We start from the raw sequence: 8,928 nt of genomic DNA, 5'->3' as shown, positions 1-8,928 counted from the left end.
GGGGGGGTAAAAACTTTGTCAAAAAACGAGTATATTTGCCAAAGTGGGATGCTCCCTTTCTCTATACCCTACTCACTTTAAATCTGCTGTAGCAATAATGGTGCATTAGCTCTCGCATAACGCACCCTACAGATATATGTTTTGCGTAAGTACTCGGAAGGTTATTTTCCTTTACCTTTTCTCCTTCCTCTAATGACAACTAACTGTCAAAGTGTGATGGCGTAGAGAATGAAGTTGATTATGGGCTGGTGGATAGGTTGTGAAATAAACAGTCCAAAGAATTAAAGCACACAGTGAAGTGTAGAGAGTCGCTTGCACTGGGGTGGATAAAGTCAGGCGTACCGTCTTTTGCCCTAATAAAACCATAGATTTAGTTGTCATCATGTACCTCGCAGATGAATTTAAACAAACGTAACCCCTCGGCGGGTATCCTGACTCAGGGACTCCTCTAGGCTAGTCTCCTCACAGTTGCGGGACAGCGTTGGACTTGCACCAAACTTTCCCCGTTTCCTCTAGTGGCTGCTCCCCACCAGAACCGAGTTGGTATTAAGACTGTAGCGCACTTTGTCACTTTTGGATATATTCTACTGAATCAATTTCCATTCACTCCCCAGCCACATTCGGCAATATCGTCGGTATTGGGGTTAGTTGTGGTGGGTAAAGAGGGAGAAATAATCATAAGTTGGGGCGCAATTTCTGTACTGGTTTAAGTTGGGGCGGGAGGTTGAGAATATGGCTTTTAAGCCGATTGGTTACGGTGTTATATCTATCATATAGCACTATAAATAACCAAATTTAAGTGCGTAGGCGTAGCCCGTCATAGAGATAGCTACCTCCGCAGTGGGAAAGAAAGGTTCTGGAATTTCATCCCCATCCTCAGAAAGCATCAGAAGATGAACTCTGGTAGCTTCTTTAATTTCTGCGATCGCTTCTTCCTGGGTATCTCCATGCGCTCTGATGCCAAGTTCAATGCACCGAGCTATATATGCTTCATCTTCGGAAGAGTATTTAACGAGGTATGAGTAGAGCCTGACATAGTTATCAATATTATTCATTGCTTTCTCCCCTCTGGATCTCTTTAAGTTTGATTAATGCTAGTTTTACCTGTTTGACTTGATAGGGTTTTGCCTTACCGCCTTTTTCCTTCTGGAGATTAATCCTTGGTTCTCCCTGCCAAGGAACTTTAAAGGGATAGTGACTTGTTCCTCTGTTTCTTGGCTTTCCAAAAAATTTCTCAGCTATTGCCAGCAAGCGGGAGAACTTTACGTTTGTCTCGCTTTCAAGCTCTTTCAACGCATCGTCAATGTCCATAACAGTATGATACCATTGCTATATAGCAGGTTTCGATTGTGTAAAGGTAGCCTCGTCTAACTCATGGCTTTTAATTTATATCAGAATACTTAAAAACCTATATATTAATCCTATTTAATTTGTTCAGATACCGCTCTTCCAGATCCCCCAATTCTTAGATATATCCGTCAATATCAGATGGTGTTTTCATGCCATAGCTATGGAGTAACTGTTTGAGGGCTTTCCCTGTTACTTTATACGCTAAATTACAGTGTAATACCTTATTAAGGATTTGGGGTTGATGGTAAATCGTAACTTTTCTTTAAAAAAAAAAAGTAATCACTCCGCTTATAGTAAAGTTTTGTAACGGAATATCCCAAAGTTCCTATCGAATTGTGTCAGATCCGGACTGAAACTCCCATCAGGTCAACATTTTCTGATACAAACACAGATGAACACTTCTTAATCAAGAGTGAGCGACTACTGTAACGATAGCTCACCCCTGATTGCCCATCCACGAGAATAGAATACGCATCATAAGGAGCTATAGCCGCATGTTCACCCACGTCAAGTCCACCATTCGCCGCATTACACCAGATGCCTTGAATGGCCGTCATTTGCTCAAGGTGGTTTATGTCGTGCTGGAGCCACAGTATCAGAGTGCATTATCCGCCGCTGTCAACTCAATTAATCAAACATCACCCGATATAGCCATTGAAATCAGCGGCTATTTGATTGAAGAGCTTCGGGATACCCAAAACTATGAGGAGTTTAAGCGGGAGATTGCCCAAGCCAATATTTTCATCGCTTCCCTCATCTTTATTGAAGACTTGGCAGATAAGTTAGTCGCGGCAGTCGAACCCTATCGCGATCGCCTGGATGCTGCTATTGTATTCCCATCGATGCCTCAAGTGATGCGCCTGAATAAGCTAGGTAGCTTTTCCATGGCACAACTGGGACAATCGAAGAGTGCGATCGCGCAATTCATGCGGAAACGGAAGGAGCAATCTGGCTCATCCTTCCAAGACGGGATGCTGAAGCTATTGCAGACGCTGCCAAAAATCCTCAAATACATGCCCATCGATAAAGCTCAGGATGCTCGTAACTTTATGTTGAGCTTCCAATATTGGCTAGGGGGTTCCGCCGATAACCTGGAAAACTTCCTGTTGATGTTGGCAGATAAATACGTTCTTAAAGGGCGGAAGCTTAATTTTAAAGATCCGGTTGTCTATGCCGATATGGGTATTTGGCATCCCCTCGCTCCGAAAATGTTTGAGGATGTCAAAGAATATCTCAACTGGTATAACAGTCGCAAAGATATCTCAGAAGATCTCAAAGATCCCTTTGCTCCCTGTGTTGGTTTAGTCTTACAAAGGACACACCTAGTAACAGGAGATGATGCCCATTATGTCGCCATGGTGCAAGAATTGGAATCCATGGGCGCTCGCGTGATTCCGGTATTTGCTGGCGGTTTAGACTTCTCCAAACCTGTGGATGCTTATTTCCATGAAGCCCTCCCCGGTAAAAGCGGACAAGGAGAAATTACTCTAGTTGATACAGTGATATCCCTGACAGGTTTTGCCCTAGTGGGAGGTCCAGCACGACAAGATCATCCTAAAGCAATTGAATCACTAAAACGCCTCAATCGTCCCTACATGGTGGCACTACCTTTAGTGTTCCAAACTACGGAAGAATGGGAAGAAAGTGACCTAGGATTGCACCCAATTCAAGTCGCATTACAGATAGCCATTCCTGAATTAGATGGGGCAATTGAACCAATTATTTTATCAGGAAGGGATGGTACTACAGGAAGAGCGATCGCACTCCAAGATCGGATCGAAGCAGTTGCCCGTCGTGCCTTGAAATGGGCAAACCTGCGCCGGAAGCCGAAATTAGAAAAGAAACTCGCTATTACGATTTTCTCTTTCCCACCGGATAAAGGCAATATCGGTACGGCTGCTTATTTGGATGTGTTTGGTTCCATCTATAAAGTCATGGAAGCACTGAAAAATAATGGCTACGATTTGCCTAATTTACCCGAGTCAGCAGAAGCGCTGATGCAGGAAGTTATCCACGATGCCCAAGCACAATATGCTACCCCAGAATTAAATATTGCTTACCGCATGTCGGTAATGGAATACGAACGGTTTACCCCTTACTCCACTCGTTTAGAAGAAAATTGGGGTGCGCCTCCGGGACATCTTAATAGTGATGGACAGAATTTACTGATTTACGGCAAACAATTTGGTAATGTCTTTATCGGCGTTCAGCCTACTTTTGGCTATGAAGGCGATCCGATGCGGTTATTATTCTCCCGTTCCGCAAGTCCACACCATGGATTTGCAGCCTATTACACCTATTTAGAACAAATCTGGAAAGCCGATGCTGTTCTACATTTTGGCACTCATGGTTCCCTGGAATTCATGCCAGGAAAACAGATGGGAATGTCGGGTGAATGTTACCCAGATAGCTTAATTGGCGCACTGCCCAATATCTATTATTATGCGGCAAATAATCCCAGCGAAGCGACTATTGCCAAACGCCGTAGTTATGCGGCAACTATTTCGTACCTGACACCTCCGGCAGAAAATGCTGGACTCTATAAAGGGTTAAAGGAATTAAGTGAATTAATTGCTTCTTACCAAACCCTAAAAGATACGGGACGAGGCATTCCAATCGTGAATACGATTATGGATAAATGCCGTTTGGTGAATCTGGATAAAGATATCGCTTTACCAGAGATAGATGCTAGCGCCATGAATCCGGAGCAACGGGATAACTTGGTGGGGATGGTGTACAAAAGGCTGATGGAGATTGAATCCCGGCTCCTGCCTTGCGGACTCCATGTGATTGGAAAGCCGCCAACTGCATTAGAAGCGATCGCAACTTTAGTTAGTATATCCAATCTGGATCGTGCGGAAGAGGAAATGCAAAGCTTACCACGGGTAATTGCTAATAGCATTGGGCGGGATATCGATGAGATTTACCAAAATAATGACAAAGGTATCTTAGCCGATGTTCAGTTACTGCAAGATATTGTTCTCGCAACTCGTGGAGCTGTATCTGCTTTAGTAAAAGAACAAGCAGATGCTGAGGGACGGGTTTCTAAGGTTTCTAAGCTCAATTTCTTTAATATGGGCAAAAAAGAACCTTGGATTGAAGTTCTCCATCAGTTAGGTTACCCGAAAGTAGATACCCAAGCGCTGAAACCTATCTTTGAATATCTGGAATTCTGCCTCCAGCAAATTGTGGCAGATAACGAATTGGGGGCATTATTAAAAGCCTTAGAAGGAGAATATGTCATTCCTGGGCCAGGTGGAGATCCAATTCGCAATCCAGATGTTTTACCTACGGGTAAAAATATGCACGCCCTCGATCCTCAGTCTATCCCAACGACTGCGGCTATCCTATCTGCCAAAATAGTAGTAGATCGACTTTTAGCGCGGCAAATGGCAGACAATGGCGGCAAATATCCGGAAACAATTGCTTGCGTACTCTGGGGCACAGATAATATCAAAACCTACGGAGAATCTCTCGCCCAAATTATGTGGATGGTGGGGGTAAAACCGATGCCAGATGCTTTGGGAAGAGTGAATAAATTGCAATTACTTTCTTTGGAAGAATTAGGTCGTCCTCGGATTGATGTGGTGGTGAATTGTTCTGGTGTTTTCCGGGATTTATTTATTAATCAAATGAATCTGTTGGATCAAGCTGTGAAAATGGCAGCAGAGGCGAACGAACCTCTGGAAATGAATTATGTTCGCAAACACGCCTTACAACAGTCTGAGGAAATGGGAGTAAATTTGCGCCAAGCTGCTACTCGAATCTTCTCTAATGCTTCCGGTTCCTATTCTTCTAATGTCAATTTGGCGGTGGAGAATAGTACCTGGGAACAGGAATCTGAGTTACAGAATATGTATTTAGCGCGGAAATCTTTTGCCTTCTCTGCTGATAATCCAGGGACAATGGAGGAGAGCCGCAAAATCTTTGAAGCGGCGCTAAAAACGGCGGAGGTAACGTTCCAGAATTTGGATTCATCGGAAATTAGTTTAACCGATGTTTCTCACTATTTTGATTCAGATCCCACCAAGTTAGTCGCTACTCTTCGCAACGATGGCAAAATGCCCACTGCCTACATTGCTGATACGACTACAGCCAATGCTCAAGTCCGCACTCTATCAGAAACTGTCCGTTTAGATGCCCGGACAAAACTACTTAATCCTAAGTGGTATGAGGGGATGCTAAATCATGGTTATGAAGGGGTACGAGAATTATCGAAACGGTTAGTTAATACCATGGGTTGGAGTGCAACTGCTGGCGCTGTGGATAACTGGATTTACGAGGATACTAATACTACGTTTATTCAGGATGAAGAGATGCGGAAGCGGTTGATGAATCTGAATCCTCATTCTTTCCGTAAGGTGGTTTCTACTTTGTTGGAAGTGAATGGACGCGGGTATTGGGAAACTAGTGAGAATAATCTGCAACTTCTGCGCGATTTGTATCAGGAAGTTGAGGATAAGATTGAGGGGGTTGAATAGTTAGGACAACCGCCAACACCCGCCAGCGATAACCGACAGGGATTAAAATCCCTGTCTAATAGCTAAAGTCGGTTGAAACCGACTGAGTAATCGAGGATTTTAGTCCGTTTTAACGGACTTTAGCTGTTAGACAGAGAATAAATTCTCTGGCGGTTGTTGATAGTGATGCACAATCTCAGTAATGTCCATCCCTATTTAGAAAATGGCGCTCTTTTGGGTTGGTTAATTAATCGTAGAAATCGGCAGGTGGAGATTTATAGACAAGGGGAAGAAGTGGAAGTGTTGTCAAATCTGGCTACCCTTTCAGGAGAGAATGTTCTACCGGGATTTATTCTGAATCTTGCACGGAAAGCAGGGCGGAATATGAGGTATATCTATCCCACATTTAAGAAACCAGACTATTAACATAATAATCTCTCGTCCCTTTCGCACTAAGAGCCTCTCCCAGTCGATTCAACGCATGAACATAAGCAGCAGTCCGCATGGAAATAGATTGTTGTTGAGAAATTGACCAAATTTGCTCAGTTTCTGCTACCATTTTTTGTTCCAGACGTTGATTGACTTCCTCTAAAGTCCAATACAATCCACTCCGATTTTGCACCCATTCAAAATAGCTAACGGTAACACCACCTGCATTGATTAAAATATCAGGAAAAACCCAGATTCCCTTCTCTTCTAATATCTTGTCAGCTCCAGAGGTTGTTGGTCCGTTGGCTAATTCAAAGATATATTTAGCCTTGATACTATTAACGTTTTCCTCAGTAATTTGATTTTCCAATGCAGCAGGAATGAGAATGTCTACATCTAAAGCTAACAATTCCTGATTCGTGATAACTTCATGGGCGACACTATTGCAAACACTCCCTTCGCAGTAAACAGCTTTTATCCCTTGACTAGAGAGTTTATGCTGACGAATACTATGAATATCTAGTCCTTGCTTCGCATAAATTCCCCCTAGAGAATCACTGACAGCAACCACTTTGTAACCTGATTTTGCCAATAATTCTGCTAATACAGCCCCAACTTTACCAAATCCTTGAATAGCGACAGTTGTCTCTTGTGGAAGCTGCTCAAATTTGGGCAAAATAGTTTGAATTGCAAAAAAAGCACCCGTAGCTGTAGCTTCATCGCGCCCAATACTTCCCCCCATTGTCATCGGTTTTCCTGTCACAACTCCTGGGCTAATTTTACGGCAGATAATACTATATTGATCCATCATCCAACCCATAATCATGGCATTGGTGTAAACGTCAGGGGCAAGAATATCTACATCTGGCCCAATAAAATCTGCGATTGCATCTATATAACCGCGACTCAGCCTTTCTAATTCCAACTTCGATAATGTTTTCGGATTGACAGTAATTCCGCCTTTCGCACCGCCAAAAGGTAGATTTAAAACGGCACATTTAAAGGTCATCCAAAATGCTAAAGATTGAACTTCATCTAGGCAAACATTGGGATGATATCGCACGCCACCTTTTCCCGGTCCCCTGGTATCGTCATACCGCACCCGATAGCCTTGGAAAATCTTTAATGAGCCATCATCCATCCGGACTGGTATTGATACGTTTAAACTGAATTTGGGATATTTTAATCGTTCAATCGCGTCTTCAGATATTGAGACGTATTTCATGGCATCTTGTAATCTTGTCCCGGCATCTGCTAATAGTGAATTAGACATTTTTTCTTCTCCGATTAGGTATTAGTTGTTGGTTGTAGTGATATCGGATGGGAGCATCCCACTTTGGCAAAGATACTCGTTTTTTGACAAAGTTTTTACCCCCCAGCCCCCCTTGTCAAAGGGGGGAGTAAAAATATAACCTGCATTTCTTCCAAATCGGGATGCTCCCTATCGGATTCTTGGGTATCGGGATATTTTTTTTTTACGCATAGACGCGGAGCGGTTTCTCGCCAGAGTAGGGCGCAAAGTTTTTGACCCTATTTGAGGGGAAAGAAAAATCTTTTCGATCTGTCTTTAATTAATATTATTTCACAGTTTCTCTAGGATTGCCACGGAAATGTATACTTTGTTACTTTTCTCAATACTCTTGTATGTATTGCTATTTTTATGGGGAACAGGACTTAGGCAAAGTCTCTAAATGTAGTGTGTGTTACCCGAGTATAACCGATTAACACCACTATATATAGTATTACTCCCTAAATCCTGTGGAAGTTACCCCCTCCAGCCCTACTTTCTGCGCAGGGGAACTTCTATTTAAGCGACGAAAATACCATTGATTATATGATGAAGTATTCCTTAACATCATAAAAATCTCCCTACTCCCCCACCTTAATAATATGGAAAAACGAATTTTGGGACTCGATCCGGGACTAGCCATCCTAGGCTTTGGCGCAATTACCTGCCTAATGACTGAAAAAAAAGCTGGAGTAAGTGTTCCTTTTACCCCTATAGTACCAGCTATATGCGACTCAATCCAATTGATAGATTTTGGAGTAATTAAAACATCATCTAAAACTGAGATGGGATTACGACTATGTACAATTTATGATGACTTGCATACCGTTGTCGAACAATATAAACCGGATTTAGTGGCAATCGAGAAACTATTTTTTTATCGGATGGGGAACACTATTGCTGTCGCTCAAGCACGGGGAGTTGTCATGTTAGTATTGGCACAGCATAAACTGCCCACAATCGAATTTACGCCTGCCCAAATTAAGCAGGCGTTGACAGGTCATGGTAATGCTGATAAGTATGAAGTACAGGAAGCTGTAGCGCGGGAGTTGAATTTAGAACAGATTCCCAAACCTGATGATGCCGCTGATGCGTTGGCGGTAGCTTTGACTGCTTGGTTTCAGGAGTCAATGGGTTAATAGATGAGGGGTTAGACTGAGATATTACACGCCTTTCAATAACTGTAGGGTGGGCACTCCCCCCTAACGTAATTTTAGGCTTTTCGAGTTATCTTCCGGAGTGCCCACCCTACAAAAAACTTTCAATAACTGTAGTGTGGGCACTCCCCCCCTAACATAATTTTAGGCTTTTCGAGTTATCTTCGGGAGTGCCCACCCTACAAAAAACTTTCAATAACTGTAGGGTGGGCACTCCCCCCTAACGTAATTTTAGGCTTTTCGA

6 protein-coding genes, 1 pseudogene and 1 riboswitch are annotated in these 8,928 nt (G+C 43.0%); of the genes and pseudogenes, 3 read left to right on the top strand and 4 right to left on the bottom strand.

The genetic code is table 11. The annotated features are described in order from the left end of the window. Positions 1–189: 189 nt before the first annotated feature. The 3 genes from NJ959_RS19765 to NJ959_RS19755 all read right to left on the bottom strand — a co-directional run bounded on the left by NJ959_RS19765 (position 190) and on the right by NJ959_RS19755 (position 1,311). On the bottom strand, positions 190–381 hold the full coding sequence (locus NJ959_RS19765; RefSeq protein ID WP_373693683.1) for a hypothetical protein: 192 nt from the start codon (positions 379–381) through the stop codon (positions 190–192). A 23-nt stretch (positions 382–404) separates the two neighbouring features. Further along, positions 405–555, bottom strand: a riboswitch (cobalamin riboswitch). 224 nt (positions 556–779) lie between these two features. After that, complete coding sequence (locus NJ959_RS19760; protein ID WP_254013457.1) at positions 780–1,055, bottom strand: type II toxin-antitoxin system HicB family antitoxin; 276 nt, start codon at positions 1,053–1,055, stop codon at positions 780–782. Beyond that, positions 1,048–1,311, bottom strand: a complete 264-nt coding sequence (locus NJ959_RS19755) for a hypothetical protein (protein WP_254013456.1) — start codon at positions 1,309–1,311, stop codon at positions 1,048–1,050. Before NJ959_RS19755 ends, NJ959_RS19760 begins: the two co-directional genes overlap by 8 nt. Before the next feature lie 533 nt (positions 1,312–1,844). Here NJ959_RS19755 and NJ959_RS19750 point away from each other — a divergent pair. After that, positions 1,845–5,831: a magnesium chelatase subunit H gene (locus NJ959_RS19750; protein WP_254013455.1), complete on the top strand. Its 3,987-nt coding sequence runs from the start codon at positions 1,845–1,847 to the stop codon at positions 5,829–5,831. A gap of 192 nt (positions 5,832–6,023) precedes the next feature. Further along, positions 6,024–6,236: pseudogene (locus tag NJ959_RS19745) on the top strand (Uma2 family endonuclease); the annotation flags it as partial. On the opposite strand, the gene NJ959_RS19740 reads toward NJ959_RS19745, so the two are convergent. Beyond that, positions 6,217–7,512: a Glu/Leu/Phe/Val family dehydrogenase gene (locus tag NJ959_RS19740; RefSeq protein ID WP_254013454.1), complete on the bottom strand. Its 1,296-nt coding sequence runs from the start codon at positions 7,510–7,512 to the stop codon at positions 6,217–6,219. The pseudogene NJ959_RS19745 and the gene NJ959_RS19740 sit on opposite strands and share 20 nt — an antisense overlap. 617 nt (positions 7,513–8,129) lie before the next feature. Between NJ959_RS19740 and ruvC the strand changes: the two genes are divergently transcribed. Then, positions 8,130–8,666, top strand: a complete 537-nt coding sequence (gene ruvC, locus NJ959_RS19735) for a crossover junction endodeoxyribonuclease RuvC (protein ID WP_254013453.1) — start codon at positions 8,130–8,132, stop codon at positions 8,664–8,666. The last annotated feature ends 262 nt before the right edge of the window (positions 8,667–8,928 follow it).

Source organism: Limnofasciculus baicalensis BBK-W-15 (genome assembly GCF_024178385.1).
Classification (GTDB): Bacteria; Cyanobacteriota; Cyanobacteriia; order Cyanobacteriales; family Coleofasciculaceae; genus Limnofasciculus; species Limnofasciculus baicalensis.
This window is presented reverse-complemented; position numbering and strand designations above follow the sequence as displayed.

Excerpts from the sequence above, each read along its gene's own strand:
- NJ959_RS19765 (WP_373693683.1), bottom strand. The coding sequence starts at position 381 with ATGACAACTAAATCTATGGTTTTATTAGGGCAAAAGACGGTACGCCTG.
- NJ959_RS19760 (WP_254013457.1), bottom strand. The coding sequence starts at position 1,055 with ATGAATAATATTGATAACTATGTCAGGCTCTACTCATACCTCGTTAAA.
- NJ959_RS19755 (WP_254013456.1), bottom strand. The coding sequence starts at position 1,311 with ATGGACATTGACGATGCGTTGAAAGAGCTTGAAAGCGAGACAAACGTA.
- NJ959_RS19750 (WP_254013455.1), top strand. The coding sequence starts at position 1,845 with ATGTTCACCCACGTCAAGTCCACCATTCGCCGCATTACACCAGATGCC.
- NJ959_RS19740 (WP_254013454.1), bottom strand. The coding sequence starts at position 7,512 with ATGTCTAATTCACTATTAGCAGATGCCGGGACAAGATTACAAGATGCC.
- ruvC (WP_254013453.1), top strand. The coding sequence starts at position 8,130 with ATGGAAAAACGAATTTTGGGACTCGATCCGGGACTAGCCATCCTAGGC.